The organism is Lacipirellula limnantheis (assembly GCF_007746075.1).
GTDB lineage: Bacteria > Planctomycetota > Planctomycetia > Pirellulales > Lacipirellulaceae > Lacipirellula > Lacipirellula limnantheis.
Window position 1 is genome coordinate 3959911 of sequence record NZ_CP036339.1, and the last position, 19133, is coordinate 3979043.

Annotated in this window: 15 protein-coding genes; 11 read left to right on the forward strand and 4 right to left on the reverse strand. The window is 62.4% G+C overall.

All coding sequences use genetic code 11. The features are described from left to right. Nucleotides 1-9: 9 nt before the first annotated feature. Nucleotides 10-1335, forward strand: a complete 1326-nt coding sequence (bioA, locus tag I41_RS15215) for an adenosylmethionine--8-amino-7-oxononanoate transaminase (protein WP_145433743.1) — start codon at nucleotides 10-12, stop codon at nucleotides 1333-1335. 145 nt (nucleotides 1336-1480) lie between these two features. Here the strand turns inward: bioA and I41_RS15220 are convergent, their stop codons facing one another. Then, nucleotides 1481-2890 (reverse strand): coiled-coil domain-containing protein, encoded by a 1410-nt coding sequence (locus I41_RS15220; protein WP_145433745.1) that lies wholly within the window; start codon nucleotides 2888-2890, stop codon nucleotides 1481-1483. Between the two features lie 305 nt (nucleotides 2891-3195). On the opposite strand from I41_RS15220, the gene polA reads away from it, so the two are divergent. The 10 genes from polA to I41_RS15270 all read left to right on the forward strand — a co-directional run bounded on the left by polA (nucleotide 3196) and on the right by I41_RS15270 (nucleotide 14504). Further along, nucleotides 3196-6114: a DNA polymerase I gene (gene polA, locus I41_RS15225; RefSeq protein WP_246133679.1), complete on the forward strand. Its 2919-nt coding sequence runs from the start codon at nucleotides 3196-3198 to the stop codon at nucleotides 6112-6114. Nucleotides 6115-6227: 113 nt separating this feature from the next. Then, entirely contained in the window at nucleotides 6228-6830 is a 603-nt protein-coding gene (gene coaE / locus I41_RS15230) for a dephospho-CoA kinase (RefSeq protein ID WP_145433747.1), read from the forward strand. Between the two features lie 416 nt (nucleotides 6831-7246). Further along, nucleotides 7247-8728, forward strand: a complete 1482-nt coding sequence (gene rho / locus I41_RS15235) for a transcription termination factor Rho (protein WP_145433749.1) — start codon at nucleotides 7247-7249, stop codon at nucleotides 8726-8728. A 97-nt stretch (nucleotides 8729-8825) separates the two neighbouring features. Further along, complete coding sequence (locus I41_RS15240; protein WP_145433751.1) at nucleotides 8826-9194, forward strand: (2Fe-2S) ferredoxin domain-containing protein; 369 nt, start codon at nucleotides 8826-8828, stop codon at nucleotides 9192-9194. Between the two features lie 76 nt (nucleotides 9195-9270). Further along, the gene (gene ribH / locus I41_RS15245; protein ID WP_145433753.1) at nucleotides 9271-9744 is read left to right on the forward strand and encodes a 6,7-dimethyl-8-ribityllumazine synthase; all 474 of its coding nucleotides are present in this window, start codon (nucleotides 9271-9273) and stop codon (nucleotides 9742-9744) included. A 148-nt stretch (nucleotides 9745-9892) separates the two neighbouring features. Beyond that, nucleotides 9893-10300 (forward strand): transcription antitermination factor NusB, encoded by a 408-nt coding sequence (nusB, locus tag I41_RS15250; protein ID WP_246133680.1) that lies wholly within the window; start codon nucleotides 9893-9895, stop codon nucleotides 10298-10300. A 96-nt stretch (nucleotides 10301-10396) separates the two neighbouring features. Beyond that, nucleotides 10397-10801: a (R)-mandelonitrile lyase gene (locus I41_RS15255; protein WP_145433755.1), complete on the forward strand. Its 405-nt coding sequence runs from the start codon at nucleotides 10397-10399 to the stop codon at nucleotides 10799-10801. Between the two features lie 155 nt (nucleotides 10802-10956). Beyond that, a complete protein-coding gene (locus tag I41_RS15260) occupies nucleotides 10957-12537 on the forward strand; it encodes an arylsulfatase (protein WP_145433756.1) in 1581 nt (526 codons plus the stop codon). A 353-nt stretch (nucleotides 12538-12890) separates the two neighbouring features. After that, on the forward strand, nucleotides 12891-13928 hold the full coding sequence (locus tag I41_RS15265; RefSeq protein ID WP_145436366.1) for a DUF1559 domain-containing protein: 1038 nt from the start codon (nucleotides 12891-12893) through the stop codon (nucleotides 13926-13928). A gap of 60 nt (nucleotides 13929-13988) precedes the next feature. Further along, the gene (locus I41_RS15270; protein WP_145433758.1) at nucleotides 13989-14504 is read left to right on the forward strand and encodes a carboxypeptidase-like regulatory domain-containing protein; all 516 of its coding nucleotides are present in this window, start codon (nucleotides 13989-13991) and stop codon (nucleotides 14502-14504) included. A 70-nt stretch (nucleotides 14505-14574) separates the two neighbouring features. On the opposite strand, the gene I41_RS15275 is transcribed toward I41_RS15270, so the two are convergent. From I41_RS15275 to I41_RS15285, 3 genes are all read right to left on the reverse strand, one after another. Beyond that, nucleotides 14575-14814, reverse strand: a complete 240-nt coding sequence (locus I41_RS15275) for a hypothetical protein (protein ID WP_145433760.1) — start codon at nucleotides 14812-14814, stop codon at nucleotides 14575-14577. A 252-nt stretch (nucleotides 14815-15066) separates the two neighbouring features. After that, a complete protein-coding gene (locus I41_RS15280; protein WP_145433763.1) occupies nucleotides 15067-15606 on the reverse strand; it encodes an ankyrin repeat domain-containing protein in 540 nt (179 codons plus the stop codon). A 410-nt stretch (nucleotides 15607-16016) separates the two neighbouring features. Beyond that, a complete protein-coding gene (locus tag I41_RS15285) occupies nucleotides 16017-18653 on the reverse strand; it encodes an ankyrin repeat domain-containing protein (RefSeq protein ID WP_145433765.1) in 2637 nt (878 codons plus the stop codon). Nucleotides 18654-19133 lie beyond the last annotated feature (480 nt).

The window sequence follows — 19133 nt, forward strand, 5'->3', positions numbered from 1 at the left end:
AAGGCCAATATGCCGACGCCGGCTGAACTCACTGACTGGGATCTGCGCCACTTTTGGCATTCGTTCACGCAAATGAGCGAGTACGAGCCAATGGTGATCGAGCGCGCCGAGGGCTCTTGGCTTGTCGACGTCCATGGCCGTCGTTACCTCGACGGCGTGAGCAGTCTCTGGTGCAATTTGCTCGGCCATCGCCATCCGAGAATTGAAGCGGCCATTGTCGAACAGCTCGGGAAACTCCCGCACGCGACGACCCTCGGCATGAGCAACGTGCCAGCCGTCGAGTTGTCGCGACGTCTGGCTGAACTGGCGCCTGGTGAACTTAATCGCGTCTTCTACGCCAGCGACGGGTCGTGCGCCGTTGAGGCGGCGCTCAAAATCGCCTTCCAATACTGGCTGCAGTGCCCGACGCCTCGACAGGGCAAGACGAAGTACCTTGCTTACGACAGCGCCTACCACGGCGATACGCTCGGCAGCACGGCCGTCGGCGGGATCGAGCGGTTTCACGCGCTCTACAAACCGCTGCTGTTCGACGTCTTGCGGCTGCCGCCGCCTGATGCGCGGCTCGGTGATGCGAGCCATCATCTGGCGCTGCTGGAACGGGCGCTCCACCGGCATCATGAGGAGGTTGCCGCCCTGGTCATCGAACCATTGCTGCAAGGCGCCGCGGGCATGGTGTTGCAGCCGCCAGGTTACCTGCGCGGCGTGCGTGAGTTGACGCGGCGCTACGACGTCTTGCTGATCGCCGATGAGATCGTCACCGGCTTTTGCCGCACCGGACGGATGTTCGCGTGCGAGCATGAGGGGGTCACGCCCGACTTGCTCTGTTTGGGTAAAAGCATCACCTCGGGGACCCTGCCGCTCGCGGCGACGATCGCCAGTGACGAGATCTATGCCGCCTTCCTGGGTGACTATGCGTCCGGGTGCACATTCCATCATGGTCACACCTACGCCGGCAACCCACTGGCGGCGGCGGCGGCATGCGCGACGCTCGACGTCATTGCCGACGAGCGGGTGCTCGAAGAGACGGTCCCGCGACTTGCCGAGAAAATGGCGCGCGTTCTCGCTCCCTTGCGCGACCACGCTCACGTAGCCGACGTTCGGCAGATGGGCACGATCGCCGGCGTCGAGCTGTGCTCGGATCGAGACGGCGGGATAGCCTACCCAGCAAACCAGCGTCACGGCTACCGCGTCGCCAAACAAGCGACCTCTCAAGGAGTCTGGCTGCGGCCCCTCGGAGACGTGGTGGTGGTCATGCCGCCGCTCTCGATCAACGACGCGGAGCTCGAACTCCTCGGCCACGTCCTGCGCGAAAGCATCGACGCGATTTGCCAGTAGCCGCTGGTTAACGACAGCCCTGAGGCGCAACCGAACGCGCACGGCCGATCCACGCCGCGCGAGGAGGCGATTCCGCGCCGCTCCGGCGGCTCGTTGAGCCGCGGCTGCGGCATAACCGCGAGCGACCGCGGGTACGCGTCGACTACTAGTAGCTGACCGCTGGCAGCCGCTTCTTGAAGACGCCAGCCGGTTGTACCGGCTTGCGCGGCAAGACTTCGCCCAGCGGTTCCGGCGGGAAGTCGGCGTTGCGCGACGACGCGTCCATTGCGATCGACCGATTGTCGATGCGCCACCCCATCAGCTTGATGAACTCTTCCAGCGGAATCGTCTCAATGCCGAGTCGCTCTGCGTCGTCGCTTAAAGTTTTCCAGGTCGCCCGCAGCGCTTCGTCCCGCGCTTGCGTGCCATCGGGATACTTACCGAGCACCAGGTAGCGCGTGTCGATCTTCAAATCACCTTCGAGGGCGCCGGCCGCATTGGGGGCCGCGTCGATGCGGCCGCTGTTGGCGGCGACGATGTCCTGGAGCCGCTGCAAGTCGTCCTGGCCATCTTTGTCGAGATCAATGTCGCCGGCGACGGCGAACCCGACGGTCCGTCCGCGATCCCAGACCTGACTGTAGATGCGATCGCCGGTAAGGATTGGATTCTTCGCGTCGTCGGAAGTGATCTGCGCCTCGGCCATATGGGCGTCGAGCACGCGAATCACCTCGATGCTCCCCTTCTTTTCGGCCTGCTCCGCGTCGGCGTTGCCTTCGGCGGCGACGCTGAACGTCACTTGGGGCCGTAGGCCGTCGCTAGATCCAAGGTCGATCCACACTTTGCCGTAGCGCTGATTGACCCATGTGACGCGACCATCCGCCGGCTGGGCGAACTGATCGACTTCGGGCAGCCCTTCGCGCAGCTTATCGACCTGCCGTTCGAGTTTCGCGTTAGCCGTCTCAACGGCGGTTTTGTCGGAGTTGATCTTCGCCAGCTCCTCGGCATGCTTCGCGCGGTCGTCGGTCATGCTCTTGGCGATGTCATTGTTCTTCGCGCTGATTTCGTCGTACTGCTGCTTGGCCTTCTGTTGGACGTCGGCCAGATCTTGCTTAGCCTTGTCCAGCGCCGCGAGGTGGGCCTTCACTTGGGCTTCTTTCTCGGATTCCAATGCCAGCAGCTTCTCCTTGAGGCTTTTGACTTCGGCCTTGGCGTTGGCTTCGTTCTTGACGAGCTTTTCCTTCTCTTCAAAAACGCTCTGCAACATCGTCTTGTAGGCGCGGCTCGCTTCGTCCACCCCGAGCCCAAAGCGCGTTTTGTCCTCGTCGAACTGCGGCGTCAGCGAATCGAGCAGCGCATCTTCTGGGAACCCGATCCAGGCCTTGTAGTTCTTTGCCTCGGAGTCGAGCTGAGCTTGTTTGCTTTGCGAATCGCTCAGCTGCTTCCGCGCGTCTTCGCGTTCGGCAACGGCCGTTTTCCGCGCGTTGTTCACGAACAGCAATCCCACGCCCGTGAGCAGTAGGAAAATCGTGAGGACGATAACGACGGCTTGCAGCCCCTGGTTCTCTTTCGCGGCCATGCGGCGACCTCAATGTGCTAATCTGCGCTAACTTCTCTGTTCGTCGGACGTAAAGACTGGCGAGTCGGTAGGAAAAGGTCTCGGCGGGAAAAGATCCTAGCAGCAACAGGCCCAGCGCTTCCGCGCGGCGACGTCGGGCGATAGAATCGCCGTAAGTCGAGCTTAATTGCGGGATTAGGGTGTGTCAAACCGCCCCCGCGAGCCGCGCCCCTGGCGCACCGCTCGCCGCTGTCGCACCGCCAGCGAACGTCAGTCCACCAGCATTTTATGGCCCATTTTCGCTCAGCCTAGAGAATTTCTCCCAAATGGCCAAAACTGCTCGCCAGACGAAATTCCCTGGGATGGACGACGCCGAGCCGGCGCCCGGCGCTGCCGACGGCGGCGCGGCGGCAACGACGCCCGCGGGCGTCGGTCCCGATGGGATCGACCGCACGGCGGCACGCGAAGCGGCCGGAGCCGACCCGTCCATCCGTGACTGGACCGTCTACGTCGTCGATTCCCATTCGCTGATCTTCCAGGTCTTTCACGCGATGGCGGGGTCGGAGCTCACCAGCCCCCGCGGAGAGCCGGTCAGCGCGGTCTATGGGTTCACGCGCGATCTGGTGCAGCTGATCGAACGCCGGCAGCCGACGGCGCTAATTTGCGCGTTCGACCTCTCCGGCCCGACGTTCCGCCATGAGCTCTATGACTTCTACAAGGCCGATCGAGGCGAGATGCCCGAATCGCTCTCGGCGCAGATGCCGAAAATCCGCGAAGTCGTCCAGGCGATGGGAATCCCGATCGTCGACTATCCTGGTTTTGAAGCTGATGACGTGCTGGCCACCGTCGCTCGCATGTGCGATGAGGCCGGCGCCCGCTGCCTGCTGGTTACCGGCGACAAGGATTGCCGGCAGCTCCTCACGCCGCAGACTGCCATCTACAACATCCGTAAGGATCAGGAGTACGGAGCGACCGAACTCTACGGCGATTGGGGGATCGCCCCGGAACAAGTCGTCGATTTTCAATCACTCGTGGGCGACAAGATCGACAACGTCCCCGGCGTCCCGCTTATTGGGCCGAAGGTCGCCAAGGAGCTTCTCGAAAAATACGGCACGCTCGAAAACGTCCTCGATCACGCCGCCGAAGTGGGCGGCAAGCGGAGTCAGAACCTCATCGAGCATCGCGAAGCGGCGCTCCTCTCGCGGAAGCTGGTCGAGCTCGACAAAAATGTGCCGATCGCCATCGACTGGAATTCGGCCCGCATCGGCGGCTTCGATGAATCGCGACTGACCGAGTTGTTCCAAGACTACGGTTTCCGCGGCCTCGCCGAGCGCGTGATGGCCGTGGCCGGCGCGAATGTGGAAAAGGCGCCCGGCCAGCTCATCCCGGCAGTCAGCGATTGGGATGGCGACTATCAGGTCGTCGACACCCCAGAAGCACTTGCCGTGCTCATCAGCCAGCTGGAACAGCAGGAGCAGCTTTCGATCGACACCGAGACGACCGACATCTCCCCACGCAACGCCGAGGTCGTCGGCTATTCCTTCGCGTGGCGCCCCGGTCAGGCGTTCTACGTTCCAGTACGCGGCCCAGCGGGAGATCGCGTCCTCGATCCAGCCGCCACGGCCGCTGCGCTCAAGCCGATTTTCGAGAATCCCGCCATCGCCAAGATTGGCCAGAACATTAAGTATGATCTCATCGTGCTGCGCACGCTCGGCATCAATCTCCGCGGCATCACCTTCGACACGATGGTAGCCGACTACCTGATCGACTCCGGTGAGCGAACGCATAATCTCGATCACCTGGCGAAGAAGTATCTGGGACACGAGACGATCCGCATCAGCGAAATCATCGGCTCCGGCAAGAACCAACTGCGCATGGATCAGGCGCCAGTCGCCCGCGTGGGCGAGTATGCCGCGGAAGACGCCGACGTGCCGCTGCGGTTGCTCCCGATTCTCGTCGATCGCCTCTCGGCCGACGGACTGGCCGAGCTCAACGAGACGATCGAAGTCCCGCTGATCGACGTGCTGGCCGATCTGGAGTATCTCGGCGTCTGCGTCGACGTGGCGCGACTCAAGGAATTGAGCGTCGAATACACCGAGCGGCTCCACAATATCAAGGTTGCCATCGAAGAGATGGCGGGCCGCCCGCTGAACATCGACTCGCCAAAGCAACTCGCTGAATTGCTGTTCAACGAACTGAAGCTGCCGGTCCTCAAAAAGACTAAAACTGGCGCCAGCACCGATGCCAGCGTGCTGGAGGAACTCGCGCCGCTCCATCCGCTGCCGGCGAAAATCGTGGAGTATCGGCAGTACTCAAAGCTGCTGGGCACGTACATCGACGCCCTCCCGCAACTCGTCAGCCCCGCCACCGGCCGCGTACACGCCTCGCTGAACCAGGTCGTCGCGGCCACGGGACGGCTCAGTTCGAGCAACCCCAATCTGCAAAACATCCCCATCCGAACGCGGGAGGGTCGCGAAATCCGCTCGGCGTTCAAGGCGGGCGAGCCAGGCTGGGTGCTGCTTGCCGCCGACTACTCGCAAATCGAATTGCGAGTGCTGGCCCATTACTCGGCCGACCCCCGACTTCGCGAGGCGTTCGAAAACGACGAGGACGTTCATCGACTGGTCGCCAGTCAGGTGAACGGCGTCGCCATGGACGAGGTGACCAGCGAGATGCGCCGCGGCGCCAAGGCGGTCAACTTCGGCATCATCTACGGCCAAAGCCCGTTCGGCTTGGCGAAGGGCCTCGGCATCTCCAAGGAAGAGGCCGCGGAATTCATTGAAAAGTACTTCGCCACGTACCCGGGAGTGATGGAGTACCTCATCGACACGCTGACGCTCTGCCGCGAGCAAGGGTATGTGACCACGCTGTTCAATCGCCGCCGCGCAATCGACGGCGTCCGCCCCGTGCCGCCAGGCCTGCGCGAGAAATCGGGAACGCTGCGTTACCTCAACGTCCCCGAACGAACCGCTGTGAACGCCGTCATCCAGGGGACGGCCGCCGACCTGATCAAGCTGGCCATGATCCGCATCCAGGAACGCCTGCGGCGGGAACGCCTGCCGGGGCGGATGCTGCTCCAGATCCACGACGAACTGCTGTTCGAAACGCCGCCCGACGACGCCGCCGAACTGGCCAAGCTTGTCCGCCAAGAAATGTCGACCGTCGCCGAACTCGCCGTGCCGCTCAAAGTCGACGTCAAAATCGGCCCCAACTGGGCCGAGTGCGAAGCCTGGGACGAAGAATGATATTTAGCCCCTGGCTCCGCTAGGGGGTCGCGCTGCGTGCTGAAACGGAATGGTGCACATGTTTACCCCCCGGCGAAGCCGGAGGCTGGAAATACTCTTACAATCTCATCTCTATGCTCACCATCGGCCTCATCGGCGGCGTCGCCAGCGGCAAATCAGCCGTCGCGACCGAACTCGCGCGTCGCGGCGCCACCGTCTTCGACGCCGACCAGATCGGCCACGCCGTCCTCCAGCGCCCCGCCGTCCGCGACGAACTCGTCGCCCGCTGGGGCACGGGAATCCTCGACGGGGCAGGGGGGGTCTCGCGCCCCGCAATCGCCAAACTCGTTTTTGGCGATTCCAGCGAGGCCAAAGCCAACCGCACCGCGCTCGAAGAACTGCTCCACCCCCTCATCCGCGCCCAAATCGAAGCCGAAATCCGCCAGCTTCCCGACGCCGTCATTCCCGCCGTCGTCATCGACGCCCCGCTGCTGATCGAGTCGGGCTGGAACGAAGTCTGCCAGGCCGTCATCTTCGTCGACGCCCCGCGCGAACAGCGATTGGCTCGGGCCGCGAAATACCGAGGGTGGAGTCCCGAGGAATTCGCTCGCAGAGAGGCGGCCCAGATGCCGATAGACGAGAAAAGATGCTGGTCGACCCATGTCATCCGGAACGCCGGCACGCTGGCGGAACTGGCGGCAGAGGTCGAGCGCTTCTGGTCGGCGGCAGTTGCATGATGTCAGCCCCTGGCTCCGCCAGGGGGTCGGTCGCCATACCAGCAGACGTCGTCCCGCGTTGTGCTACCCCTGGCGGAGCCAGGGGCTACATCACGACGTCGCTAGCTTGGTAAAAACCGCAAATCTGCCACCAGCTGACTTCCCCAATCCCAAGTCGCTTGCCATACTAAACATCGCTTTTGTTAGGAACTTTGCCCGAGGTCCCCGCCTTCCTTGCCTCGGCGTGTAGTTCGGTTGCGCCTCTTCAAGGCGTCGCCGAGCGGAATAGCTTCCCTGGATTTCCCATTTCGTCGCTTCACGCGCCGCAGTCCTGGCACGGGGCTGCTGCGTCCCTTTGTCGTGCACCAATCCCTCCCGTTGGCGCGTTCCATGCGCCGACGACTCCCTCTCTTTTCCGATCTTCAGGAGTTAGTCACATGTCAGAGACCGGCAACCGTGGACCGCGGTACAGTCGGCCCCAACAGCCCTTCCCGCGGCAGCGCCGTTCGTACGACGAAGGCGTGGCCCCCATCGATCGCCAGCGTCTCGCTGAGCTCGAGCAGGAAGAACCGCTGTCATTCGCCGAGGAACTCGACAAGGCCGCCGAGCGCGTCCGCCGCGTCGGCAGCAGCATCGAGCGCACCGACAAGCCCGATCCGAACATCCACATCGCCGCCCTCCAGCGATTGAGCATGCCCGAGCTTATCGAAATGGCGGAAGAAGAGAACATCGAAGAAGCGAGCGGCCTGAAGAAGCAGGATCTGATCTTCCGCATCCTCAAGTCACGCGTGAAGTTCAACGGCATGATGTCGGGCGAAGGGACGCTCGAAATCCTCCCCGACGGCTTCGGCTTCCTGCGTTCGCCCGACTATCACTACCTCTCCTGCCCGGACGACATTTACGTCTCCCCGAGCCAGATCCGCCGCTTCGGCCTCCACACCGGCGCCACGGTCTCCGGCACAATCCGTCCGCCCAAGGAAAACGAGCGTTACTTCGCCCTGCTCCGGGTCGAGTCGATCAACGGCCAAGACCCGAACATGGTCAATAAGAAGGTCTTGTTCGACAACCTCACGCCGGTCCACCCCGACGAACGGATCCGCATGGAGATCGGCGCCGAGGAAATCGGCATGCGGGTGGTCGACATGATCGTCCCGATCGGTTTCGGCCAGCGCGGTCTGATCGTCAGCCCCCCGCGGGCCGGCAAGACTGTGCTGATGCAGAAAATGGCCAAGTCGGTTCTCACGAACTACCCCGACGCCTACGTCATCATGCTGCTGATCGACGAGCGTCCGGAAGAAGTGACCGACATGGAGCGCCAAGTGAAGGGCCCCAACTGCGAGGTTATCTCCAGCACCTTCGACGAAACGAGCGCCCGCCACGTCCAGGTCGCCGAAATGGTGATCGAGAAGGCGAAGCGAATGGTCGAGTATGGCCGCGACGTGATCATCTTCCTCGATTCGATCACCCGCCTCGCTCGCGCCTGGAACAGCGAATGCCCCAGTTCCGGCAAGCTCCTGTCGGGCGGCATCGACGCCAACGCCATGCAGCGGCCGAAGCGCTTCTTCGGCTCGGCCCGCAAGGTCGAGGAAGGGGGCTCGCTCACCATCATCGCCACGGCGCTGGTCGACACCGGCAGCCGCATGGACGAGGTGATCTTTGAGGAGTTCAAGGGAACGGGCAACCAGGAAATCGTCCTTGATCGCCGCCTGGTCGATCGTCGCGTCTGGCCCGCCATCGACATCACCAAGAGCGGCACCCGCCGCGAAGAGATGCTGATGGACCCCGAGGAATACCGCCGCGTCTGCCTGCTGCGCCGCGTGCTGAACGAGATGAACGGCCCCGACGCCATGGACCTGCTCACCACCCGGCTCCGCAAGACGGCGTCGAACGCCGAGTTCTTGATGAGCATCAAGGACTAGCCCGCCATTCAAAGCGGAGAGTGGAAAGCCGAGAGCGGACGGTTCGATCAGGACGCCGCTTTCCGCTTTCTGCTCTCCGCTTGTTCATTGAGTTCCGATGACTGAAGCCTCTCCTTGCCCCTGGTCCGAATTCACCGCCGTCGGCGCCGACAAAATCCAGCGTCACCTGTTCCTCTGCGCCGATCAAACGAAGCCCAAATGCACCGACAAAAAGTCGAGCCTCGCTTCTTGGGACTACCTGAAGCGCCGGCTGAAGGAACTCAAACTCACGGGCGACGGCGGCGTCTTCCGCACTAAGGCCAACTGTTTGCAAGTCTGTGCCCGCGGCCCGATTGCGGTCGTCTACCCCGAAGGCGCTTGGTACCACTCCTGCACGCCCGCCGTGCTCGAACGAATCATCCAGGAACACCTCATCGGCGGGCGGATTGTGGAAGAGTTTCACTACGCCCCGCCGGCGGCCGATTAGAACATGTCAGTTGTCCGTCGTCAGTTGCGGCCCACCATTGCGCATCCAGTAACTAGCCTCCGATTCCTCACTCCCCATGCCCCACGAAATCCCACCCGCTCGTCCTGAACCCGACGATCGCTACGCCATCGTCGTCGCCCAGTGGAACCAGTCGGTCACGAGCGTTCTGCTTGAAGGCGCCATTGAAACGCTCCGCGCCGCCGGCGTGCCCGACGTCCACATCGACGTCGCCTGGGTGCCGGGCTCGTGGGAAATCCCGCTCGTCGCCCAGCGGTTTGCCGAAGGGGGACTGCACGCCGCCGTGATCTGCCTCGGCGTCGTCGTCCGCGGCGAAACGTCGCACGACCAGCACATCAATCGCGGCGTGAGCCTCGCCATCAGCCAGATCTCGCTGCAATTCGACGTTCCTGTGCTGTTCGGCATCCTCACCTGCGAGTCGATGGAACAAGCCGTCGACCGCGCCGGCGGCGCCCACGGCAACAAAGGGAGCGAATGCGCCGAAGCCGCTCTGCATATGGTCGGATTGCTCAAGAACTTACCCGGCGCGTAGAATAACAGCGTCCGGAAGATCAGTAACTCACCACGACGACACAACGAGCACGACGTCAGACCAAGCGGATCGAAAGTGCTCCTTCATGTTGCCTTTCGTCGTGTCCTTCGTGCCGTCGTGGTTCAATTAATTCGTAACGCAGATCATCATGAGTCGTCGTAGCCGCGCCCGCGAGATCGCCCTCCAGGCGCTCTTCCAAGAAGACCTCAACCCCGAAAACGCCCTAGGCAATCTCGGCACGTTCCTCGCTGCGCGGTTGCAAGAAGAGGAGATGCGCGAGTTCGCCAAGCAGCTTGTCCTGGGCGTCAAGCGGAACCAAGACGAGCTCGACGCCTTGCTCGCCGAAAAGGCCGAGCACTGGTCGGTTCCCCGCATGCCGGCCACCGATCGCAACCTGCTGCGCCTCGGCGCCTACGAGATTCGCTACGCCGACACCCCTGACCGCGTCGCCATCAACGAGGCCGTCGAACTTGCGAAGCGCTACGGCACGGCCAACTCGCCGCAGTTCATCAATGGCATCCTCGACAAGTTGCTGGCCCGCGGCGAAGCAAAGTAGTTGTCGGAAACGCGGCGCTTGATCGCCACGCCAGCGGCCGGCGTTCCCTCCGCAAGCAGCCGTGCCGATCACGCACTCTTCGCAGGATTCGCTGCCATGGACATTCATCGATCAGGCTCCCGGACCTCGCGTGAAGGCCCCGCCGAGTGGTTCACCGGCGTCGTTCGCCTCGATCCGCTCGTCGATGCGGCTGCCCCAGCCCGCGTCGCCGCCGCGAGCGTCACGTTCGCACCTGGCGCCCGCACCGCCTGGCATACGCACCCACTGGGGCAAACGCTCATCGTCACCGCCGGCTGCGGCTGGGCCCAACGCTGGGGCGGCCCCATCGAAGAAATCCTGCCCGGCGACGTCGTCTGGTTTCCGCCGGGCGAAAAGCACTGGCATGGGGCCACCCCCACGACCTCGATGACCCACCTCGCCATCCAGGAAAAGCTGGACGGCCAAGCTGTCGACTGGCTAGAACACGTCAGCGACGGGCAGTACCGCCGTGAGCAGGCTTGACGCCCGATTGAGGTTGCCCGGGCGGAACGCTAAATTGCCAGTGTTTTCCTTGATTCTCGGTTGCGTAAACTTCTCGGCTGAGCAAATCTAGCAGTAGTGCCGTGCTGTGCACCGCTGATTGCTCTTCACTTCTCTCCCCCCAAAGGAGCCGCGATATGACCTCGCCATATCGTTGCCTGGTCTGTGCCGTTTTCTACCTTGCGACTCTGGTCGGCGTCGTCCCCAGTGCGACCGCCCAGCCGCAGCCAAATATCCTCGTCATCTGGGGCGACGACATCGGCACGTGGAACATCAGCCATAACAGTCGCGGCATGATGGGCTATCACACGCCGAACATCGATCGCCTCGCGAAAGAGGGCATTGCCTTCACCGATTACTACGCCCAGCAATCGTGCACTGCGGGTCGCGCTGCCTTTATCAGCGGCAGCGTCCCGGTCCGCACCGGCATGACGAAGGTCGGCATGCCCGGCGCGAAGGAAGGCTGGCAAAAGAGCGACGTCACCATGGCCACCATCCTCAAGAGCCAAGGCTACGCCACCGGCCAGTTCGGCAAGAATCACCAAGGCGACCGCGACGAACACTTGCCGACGATGCACGGGTTCGACGAGTTCCTCGGCAGCCTTTATCACCTCAACGCCGAGGAAGAGCCCGAAAATCGCGATTATCCCCGCGATCTGAAGCTCGCCGGCGGCAAAACCTTCTTGGAGCAATTCGGTCCACGCGGCATCATCAAGTCCGCCGCCGACGGCAAAGGGGGCCAAACCATCGAGAATCTCGGGCCCCTCACCAAAAAGCGCATGGAAACGATCGACGATGAGACGATTGCCGCCGCCAAGGAGTTCATCACCCGCCAGGCCAAAGCCGGCAAGCCCTTCTTCTGCTGGTGGAACGGCACCCGCATGCACTTTCGCACGCACGTCAAGCCCGAGCATATCGGCATCAGCGGCCAGGACGAATACAGCGACGGCATGGTCGAGCACGACATGCACGTCGGCGAGCTCCTCAAACTCATCGACGACCTGGGGCTGGCCGATAACACGATCGTGCAGTACTCGACCGACAACGGTCCCCACTACAACACCTGGCCCGACGCCGGCACCACCCCGTTTCGCGGCGAAAAGAACTCCAACTGGGAAGGAGCCTTTCGCGTTCCCTGCTTCGTCCGCTGGCCCGGTCATTTTCCCGCGGGAACGACGCTCAACGGCATCGTCTCGCATGAAGATTGGCTGCCAACCTTCGCCGCCGCCGCCGGCGCTCCCGACGTGAAGGAGCAGCTACTGAAAGGCGCCGAATTCAATGGCCGCAAGTACCGCAATCACATCGACGGCTACAACCTGCTCGATTATCTCAGCGGCCAGACCAAAGAGTCGCCGCGAAGCGAATTCATCTACGTCAACGACGCCGGGGAAGTGGTCGCCCTCCGCTACAACGACTGGAAAGCGATCTACCTCGAGAATCGCGCTCATCGCCTCGACGTCTGGCGCGAACCGTTCGTCCACCTCCGCCTGCCGCTGCTGTTCAACCTGCGGCGCGACCCCTTCGAGAAGTCGCAAGAGAACTCCAACACCTACCACGATTGGATGATCGACCGCGCCTTCGTCCTCGTGCCGCTCCAATCGATCGCCAGCAAGTTTCTGCTGACCATGAAGGAGTACCCCCCCAGCCAGACCCCCGGCGATTGGAGTCTCGACAGCCTGGAAAAGCAGATCAAAGGAATGACCAGCCCGGGCGAATAGCCTAGCGCCGCCGGCGCGGCCGCGCCGCCGCACTTCGGCCTCATGCCCGCGCTCCACGATCACGCCGTCCCGAAAGTTCGGCGATCGCTTGCACGACTCGTAGGTCGTTGCATGCGCCACTTGCCGCGCGTGCGCGCAAAAACCGGCGATTGCGCGGGCTTAACATGGACAAATTATCGACCCGATTGGTATGCTAGAGCCATCAGCTCCTTCTCTAAGTTTGTCTCAAATCGAAAGCGCGTCCGCCGTCGGCGGCGGTTTTCCAGCAATGTGATCGCTGCACGGCAACTAAGCAGGCGTGCCTGGCGCCCGGCGTTGCTCTTGTCGCGGCGCAACGATTCGCCGGAGGATTCATGCACGCTGTGAGTCTGCTGAAGCGTCGCGTCCCCGCCTTCACCCTCGTCGAACTTTTGGTCGTCATTGCGATTATCGGCGTCTTGGTAGCACTCCTGCTGCCAGCCGTCCAAGCGGCGCGCGAGGCCGCCCGCCGCAGCCAATGTCAAAGCAGTTTGCGACAACTAGCGCTCGGTTGCTTGAACTATGAGTCTTCCAAGGGCTCGCTCCCCTCGGGCGGAATCACCGACGGCGACGTCGGCGTGCGCAGCGGCGCCGGCTGGTCGATCTTCATTCTCCCCTTCATCGAGCAACAGGCCCTCTACAACCAGTACGATTTCGACGAGCCCAACGAATCGCTCGTCGATACCGACAAAGACGGCAAGAACAACGCGGTGGTCCGCGAATCCAATCCGCCCATCTTCGATTGCCCCAGCGACGAGGAGACCGATCTGAACGACAACCCCGCGTCCGGCCCGGGGGCGGTCGTCAAATACAACCGCGGTTCGTACCGCGGCAACGCCGGACTCTGCACCGTCGAGTCCTCGGCGTTCTGGGACAGTTCGGCCGAACAGACCGAGCGTTACTCGCATCAACGCGGCCCGCTCCCCGGGACGGGTCGCATGATGGTCAATCCCTGGGTCGCCGAGCCGAAGCTCAAGCCGAATCCCCCCTGGTCCCTCACCTCGCCCGTGCGGTTGGCGGAGATCACCGACGGCACGTCAAACACTATGCTCCTGGGAGAAAAGGCTCACGTCGGGCTGCTCGCCGAGTCCCGCCGCCGCCGCACGTTCTGGGCGTACACCTACACGTCGTATCAACGGTCGGTCACCTTCTTGCAAACGCGGTCCATCATCTCCGATTACGATCGCTGCCTCCAAATTTCCGGCGCGTTTGGCGACAATCCTTGCAAGCGATCCTGGGGCAGCCTGCACCCCTCCGGTCTCAGCATCGCCAAGTGCGACGGCGCCGTGCAGTTCGTTTCCGATGCCGTCGACATTTTTCTCTTTGGCGCCGCGTCGACGATTGCCGGCGACGAGACGGCGACGCTCGAGTAATCATCCCGTGCGCCGCGCTCCCCAGGCCGAAATTGTCAGGCGTCTAACCAGACGGCAAGCATGAAGATCCCCGCTCGACGATTCATGCCCGTTCACCGCGGCCATTCGCTGCCGGCGGCCTCGCTGCTAGTGGCCGCGCTGCTGGCGTGCGTCGGCTGCGGCGGCGCCGCCGACGTGGTCCCCGTCTCGGGCGTCGTCCTCTACGGCGACCAACCGCTCGCCGGCGCCGGCATCACGACGCAGCCCATCGGCCAAGGAACCGAGAACCCCGGCTCCGGGTCCTTTGGCAAGACCGACGAACAGGGCCGCTTCACCCTGGAACTCGTCACCCCCGCCATGCCTGGCGCGATCGTCGGCGAGCATCGCCTCATGATCAACCCGCCAGCAACCACCGCCGCGCCGGCCGCTCCCGCGACCCAAATCGTCGACGGCGTCGAAGTCTTCGTCGACGATCCCCAAACCCGGCGCGCTCCCCAGGCAACCGGAGCCTGGCCCGCGTCGTTCTCCGACGGGTCGCTGCGCCTCGTCGTCCCGCCCGCGGGACTCACCGACGCGAAGATCAGCATCCCGCGTTAGCCGCGGGCAACTCCGAAACCGGCGCCGCCCATCACCGCTCGGTGAGGACGGCGCCAGCGATCACGGCAAGTCACGCGTTGTTCGTCTCGTCGACCGTCAGGCGTCCCACTTCCAACTCGTCGATCCGCAGGCGCTTGATGCGGGCGCCCTCGACCGCAACCCGCCTGATCGAAAGTCGCCCAATCGCGAAGGCCCCAATCGCCACGGCGCCGACCGCCGCCGCGCCGACGCTCGCCACGGCCAACGCCGTCGCCCATCTGGCAAGCGCCACTTGTGCACCAGACTTCTCGATCGCCATTTTGTCTTTCATCCCGGCACGCCCTCGTTCTACGCCGTCACACGCGCAAACTCCCCGCAAGTATAGGTTCTCGCCCAGCGCGGCGCCCGCCCGCAGAAGATCTGCCCCCTTCTCCCCGCGGGGCGAAGGGCCGCGCGATGAGAGCGAACCCTCGATCGAGCCCGCCATTTGTTAGCCGAGCCCGCCAATTGTCATCCTGAGCACGCACCAATTGTCATCCTGAGCGCAGCGAAGGATCTACCCCCCAACCAGCCGCCAGATTCTTCACGACGCCTCTCGACGCTCCGCCTCCTCCAAAATCTCCACAATCGCCTCCACCTCCCGCGGATCGTTGAACACCCGCCGCGCCGCCCTCAACCGCTCCTTCCAAAACAGCCGCAAGAACTCACCCCCATCGGCGCCAAGCTCCGCGCGCATGCCGTCCATTTCGGCCTGCTCGTCGGGGTCCAGCGCCAACTGCCCGTTCTCGTCGAGTGAAGGCGACGGCCGCGGCGGCTGCTTGTCTTGCACCCGCATCAGCTTCCGCCGCGCATAGTCGAGCGCCGACAACCCCGCGTCATCCGTCAGCGCATGATCGGCGCCATGCCGCAACAGCGCCCGCACCGTCGCCGCGCTCGGGCACGACCCGCGCACATTTGCCAGAAGCGGCGTCCGCCCGCGCCCAAACGAGCAATTCGGATCGACGCCCCACCCCAACCGCTCCGCCACCAGGTCCGCGTCCCCGCGTTCCGCCGCCAACAGCAGCAACCGCTCAAACCGCCTCCGCTGCTGCGGGCTCTGCGCCATATCGCGAAAATCGTCCATGCCGCCATGATAACCCGCCTGCTACTCGTCATTCTGAGCATCCCCCGTCATTCTGAGCGAAGCGAAGAATCCGCCCCCTTCTCCCCGCGGGGAGAAGGGCCGGGGATGAGGGCGAACCCGCAACAGAGCCCGCTATTCGTCAGCCCAAGCGTGCACCAATCGTCATCCTGAACGCAGCGAAGGACCTACCCCGAAACAAGCGGCCTGATTCTTCACGAAGTTCATCATGCCACCCACAAATGCAACTCAAGTCACGACCGGATTGCAGGGCGCAGGGTACGCAGGGTGCCATGCCCTCACCCCTCAGACGTGAGCATGCGGAAGTCGAAAAGAGCCCGAAAACACTGCCCATAGCTCCACGTCAATGGCAAGCTACCCCACTTTTTGAAACAGACGATTCAGGCAGAGCCTCATCGCACCAATCGCAAAGTCTCCTCTTGAATCGTCTGCTCAAAGTCTGGAAGGGCGGCAATGTCGAGCGTTCCCTCGATAGCCACCTCCAATAACTCGACGGTCGCGATCGCGCGTGCCTCATCAGTATCGTTGGTGAATGCCGGGACGTCCTTCAGGCGATCGCGCCGAACTGCGCGAAGCCAATTTTCGGCATAATCAAGCGCCGTTTGGCCGCGATCATTCTTCATCGTGGCATCGGCTCCATATTTAAGAAGCAGTTTAACGACGATCAGAGTGCAGCCTCGCGCCGCCGCCATTAATGGAGTTTCACCGCCGCCTGCCAAGAACGGATTGTCGGCGAGCGGGACCTTACGTCGATTGACGTCAGCTCCGGCAAGAATGAGTTTCTGCATGATTTTTAGTGGAACGACGCTTCTATCCATGTGAAAGCACGCGTTGCCTAGGATTGGGCCATCGCCTCCGTTGTTCGGATCGGCGCCGGCCGCCAGAAGAAGATCGACGATCTCCAGGGGGCGGTTGTACGCAGCATGACCCGCTGCAACGGAGAGATACGTCGACGAGCTATATCCTGGCGGCGACGAATTTACGTCGGCGCCTGATCGAATCGCTGTGGTAACCGCCTCGGTGTCGCCGGCTCTAATCGCTTGCATCAGCGAATCCTCGGCGGGGTCAGGCTGGCTGGCAGTCGAAAGTTGCGCTGCAGTCGGCTTGTAAAACGCAATGTCGACGCGCTCGATTGCGTCCGGGGCGATTTCGTCGTCGTGGTACGCGGCGAGTCTTAAGCTTTGGTCCTGCTTCCGGAAATCAACGCTGATGAACGTGAGATAAGCATCCTCCGCTCGTAGAAATGAATCGAGAAACTCGTACTCCGATTCGTAGGCGCTCCAGTCAATTTCCTCGTCGTGTCGTAACGAACCAAAGCTGGTGCCGGCCATTCGATCCGATTCGTCCTGAACGTCTGGATCAATTTCGACCCTGCCGCGAAACCATTGACCGTCGGACTCGAACGTCTCAACGCATTCGCCGCGATCGTACAGCCAGTAGTAGACGACTCCCGCCGTCGCTTGCTCGCCTGCGTGAAGCACTTGCGTCTTGAGCGACTTCGACCACCCCTTCATTGGGCTGTCGCCGTGGATTGGACGCTCACTCGTAACATAGGTCCACTCGTGGCCTTTCAGTTTGACAAGAAATAGAGCGTCGCCCGCCTCATGCTTGATCTCCGATTGCCGGCCTAGGACGTCTCGCTCAACGCGATTGAATTTTCGATCCTTCGCCAGCATCGTGGCGATCTTTTCAATGTCGGTGCGAACCAGCATCTGCTCCGCACGCGAGAAATCTTCCGCGCACACTCCTCGTCGACGCGAAACAGGCGTTGCCGGAATATCAATCAGTTCGCTCAGTCTGCTTGGTCGAGCATTCGACGAACCAGCTTCTCCCTGAGTCTCATCAGCGTCTGGCTCCGAGTTGCTGGCGGCTCCAGCCGTCTTTAGTTGCTCGATAATCGCTTCCAGTTCGCTGCGTCGCCTGAGCAGTTCGACTCGATCCTCGTCGGTGTGAAGATGCGTGATGCGTGTGTCGGTTAATCGCTGTTCCGCGTACGCCAGAGCGCTGACGCCGCATTCGCGGAGGTTGGGGTTTGCGCCCTGATCCAATAGCCACTGGCATAGCCGACTGCGGCAGAAATAGATCGTCATGCGGAGAGGCGACGACTGGCTCTTCGTGACATGGTTAAGCGCAGCGTTTGCATTGACCAGTTCTTGCAAGCAGGCGATCTCGAGTTCGTCGTTAATATATTGAGGCAAGTAGAACTCAGTCGACGAACGCGGCGGACCAATGACCACGGCCGTCAACGGCGACGGCTCATGAGGCCGATTCGTCGGGCGGACGCCGCTTTCCAGCAAAGCGCGAATGAGCGGCAGATCTCGTCGCTTTCCGGCGGCTTCCAGTAGTTGATCGGGCGACGCCTCGGCGACAAGCTCGGGGAAGTCCGCTAGCGCCCGACGGACTATGGCCTCGCTTTGACAGCTGACTAGTTGTAACAGGCTGTGCGAAGACTTCAGCTTCGCCCCGGCGCCCATTAAGCGGACGATCAAAATTGCCGCCTTCTCGCCCTCATTGCGACAGGCCGCAGTGATTGGCATGAGATCTTTTTTGCCTCGCGGATCCGCCAACGCGCCGGCGTCGAGCAAAGCGTTGGCCAATGCGAACAACTTGGCATTGATGGCTCGCGTCAGCACAGGCTCGCCCGAACCGTCTTTCGCATTTGGGTCTGCCCCCGCCAAGAGGAGTCTGAGAGCCACTGTCTCCTTCTTCCAAGTGATGGCGATCATCATCGCCGTTCGCTTAAAACTGTCCTCGGCGTTGACGTCGGCGCCCGCTTCGAGCAACGCCTCGATGATTCCCTCGTGTCCGTGCTCAGCGGCGGCCATCAGCGGCGTCACATCGATCGATTGGCCGAAGAGTTCCGCCGCGAATTCTACGCCCCCATCGTTGACAATCCATGCGGCGGCCTTCTTGACTTTGTCGGTAAGTGCGTCGCCACGCTCATCTGGAGGATGGCCACTGGCAAGCAATCGCTTGACTTCATCAAACTTCCCCTTGCGCGCTGCGAAATAAAGCGGTTTTTCAGACATGGCGATAGTTATCTTATGGGAAGTAAAGAGCAGCGTAACGGCGGCGACTTGCTTCACTCGCAGCTTCGGGCGACGCTGCTGCCAAGTAACGATCGAGCGAGCGCAGAATATAACTGCTCCAACTCACGATCCATCCCTCAATGTGTGAGCTTCCATCCCAAAAAGGGACACTCAACACGCCGGGGCGCCATTGGCGTGTCGCCAGTGAGAGGCCCCGCCACGGCATCATTACCGACCGACTCGCAAGCAGCCTAAAGGACAACGCCTCTTGCTGCCTGCCGAAAATGAGAACTAAGTACCCTCGCCATACTAACCGTGGCGAGCAGCGCCCGGCGGTCCTAATGACGGCCCGCCGCAGAGGGGTGGCCAAAAGTCCCATCTAGAAAACGGCCGCACCACTCGCTATAGTGATCGCATGTCCACATCCCGCGCCGCCGCTGCGCCCACGCGTCATCCGCCAGGAGAAGCCCAACCTGCGCC

Coding starts and splice junctions, on each gene's coding strand:
- ribH (WP_145433753.1), top strand. CDS start 9,271: ATGCCCCACGAAATCCCACCCGCTCGTCCTGAACCCGACGATCGCTAC.
- rho (WP_145433749.1), top strand. CDS start 7,247: ATGTCAGAGACCGGCAACCGTGGACCGCGGTACAGTCGGCCCCAACAG.
- I41_RS15260 (WP_145433756.1), top strand. CDS start 10,957: ATGACCTCGCCATATCGTTGCCTGGTCTGTGCCGTTTTCTACCTTGCG.
- I41_RS15240 (WP_145433751.1), top strand. CDS start 8,826: ATGACTGAAGCCTCTCCTTGCCCCTGGTCCGAATTCACCGCCGTCGGC.
- I41_RS15255 (WP_145433755.1), top strand. CDS start 10,397: ATGGACATTCATCGATCAGGCTCCCGGACCTCGCGTGAAGGCCCCGCC.
- I41_RS15285 (WP_145433765.1), bottom strand. CDS start 18,653: ATGTCTGAAAAACCGCTTTATTTCGCAGCGCGCAAGGGGAAGTTTGAT.
- polA (WP_246133679.1), top strand. CDS start 3,196: ATGGCCAAAACTGCTCGCCAGACGAAATTCCCTGGGATGGACGACGCC.
- I41_RS15280 (WP_145433763.1), bottom strand. CDS start 15,606: ATGGACGATTTTCGCGATATGGCGCAGAGCCCGCAGCAGCGGAGGCGG.
- I41_RS15275 (WP_145433760.1), bottom strand. CDS start 14,814: ATGAAAGACAAAATGGCGATCGAGAAGTCTGGTGCACAAGTGGCGCTT.
- nusB (WP_246133680.1), top strand. CDS start 9,893: ATGAGTCGTCGTAGCCGCGCCCGCGAGATCGCCCTCCAGGCGCTCTTC.
- I41_RS15265 (WP_145436366.1), top strand. CDS start 12,891: ATGCACGCTGTGAGTCTGCTGAAGCGTCGCGTCCCCGCCTTCACCCTC.
- bioA (WP_145433743.1), top strand. CDS start 10: ATGCCGACGCCGGCTGAACTCACTGACTGGGATCTGCGCCACTTTTGG.
- I41_RS15270 (WP_145433758.1), top strand. CDS start 13,989: ATGAAGATCCCCGCTCGACGATTCATGCCCGTTCACCGCGGCCATTCG.
- I41_RS15220 (WP_145433745.1), bottom strand. CDS start 2,890: ATGGCCGCGAAAGAGAACCAGGGGCTGCAAGCCGTCGTTATCGTCCTC.
- coaE (WP_145433747.1), top strand. CDS start 6,228: ATGCTCACCATCGGCCTCATCGGCGGCGTCGCCAGCGGCAAATCAGCC.